The sequence below is a fragment of the Mesorhizobium sp. M7A.F.Ca.CA.002.15.2.1 genome (assembly GCF_003998715.1).
GTDB lineage: Bacteria > Pseudomonadota > Alphaproteobacteria > Rhizobiales > Rhizobiaceae > Mesorhizobium > Mesorhizobium ciceri.
On record NZ_RZPI01000988.1, the window covers coordinates 1 to 1,364 of the forward strand.

1 protein-coding gene and 1 pseudogene are annotated in these 1,364 nt (G+C 64.1%); both read left to right on the top strand.

All coding sequences use genetic code 11. The features are described 5' to 3' along the window. Positions 1–558: pseudogene (locus ENZ74_RS31845) on the top strand (tRNA(Ile)-lysidine synthetase); the annotation flags it as partial. 125 nt (positions 559–683) lie between these two features. After that, a partial coding sequence (locus tag ENZ74_RS31850; RefSeq protein WP_164761407.1) for an ATP-dependent metallopeptidase FtsH/Yme1/Tma family protein occupies positions 684–1,364 on the top strand: 681 nt, incomplete at its 3' end.

Below are 1,364 nucleotides of genomic sequence, written 5' to 3' on the forward strand. Positions count from 1 at the left end.
GTCTATGCGTTGCGCATCCTTCTGGCCACGACCGGCGGGATTGCCTTCCTGCCGGATCAGGCCCGCAGCGAGGCTCTGTTCGGTCGGCTGAGGGCTGGATTTCTTTGCGCCACATTGTCGCGGACGGTTGTCGATTCCCGGCGCTCCGGCATATTCCTGCGCCGCGAGGCGCGCGGACTGCCCGCCGCCGCTGCCGCCACCGGCAGCACCCTGTGGGACGGCCGCCGGCACATCACATTGAACGACAGCAGCAGCGCATTGTTGATTGCCCCGTTAGGCACGGCAGCGGCGAAACGGCTCGCGACGGGTGAAGGAAAAACCCCGTCGAGCCTGATGCGCGCCGCGCTCGCGGCCGAACCGGCGGTGTGGCAGGCCGGTGAATGCCTTGGTTTGCCTGGATATGGACTGAAGTCCGCGACGGTGGAAGTGCGGCCGGTCGTTGCCCCCTTCGGCCGCTTCCTGCCATCCTTCGACCTAGCGCTGGCGCGGGCCGTCGCCGGGCTGATTGGCGCGGCCCCGGTCCCGCCCTTGCCTTTCAGCGGCCACAGTGCCGGCTGAGGGTTGCGCGAAAGCTTAACCCAGACGTGCTGTTCTGCTTGGCAAGGGGGGACGCTCTCCCTATGTTAGGCGCAAGTTTCCTCTCATGACGCGTGTCCGCCTCGCGGACGCCAACGGGACAATTGATGAATCCGAACTATCGCAACCTCGCGCTCTGGGCGATCATAGCGGTCCTGCTCATAGCCCTGTTCAATTTGTTCCAGACGCCGCAGACGCGAGGGGCTTCCAGCGATGTGCCTTATTCGCAGTTCCTGCAGGATGTCGCGGCGGGGCGGGTCAAGACGGTGACCATTGCTGGCGCTCGTATCAGCGGCACCTACACCGACAATTCCAGCGGTTTCCAGACCTATTCGCCCGGCGATCCTTCGCTGGTCTCGCGGCTGCAGGACAAGAACGTCACCATCAATGCACGGCCTGAAACGGACGGTTCCAATTCGCTGTTCGGCTATTTGATCTCCTGGCTGCCGATGATCCTCATCCTCGGCGTCTGGATATTCTTCATGCGCCAGATGCAGTCCGGCTCCGGCCGCGCGATGGGCTTCGGCAAATCGAAGGCCAAGCTGCTCACCGAAGCGCATGGCCGCGTCACTTTCCAGGACGTTGCCGGCGTCGACGAAGCCAAGGAAGATCTGGAAGAGATCGTCGAGTTCCTGCGCGATCCGCAGAAGTTCCAGCGGCTCGGCGGCAAGATTCCGCGCGGCGTGCTGCTCGTCGGCCCTCCGGGAACCGGCAAGACGCTGCTCGCGCGCTCGGTTGCCGGCGAAGCCAATGTGCCGTTCTTCACCATTTCCGGTTCTGACTTCGTC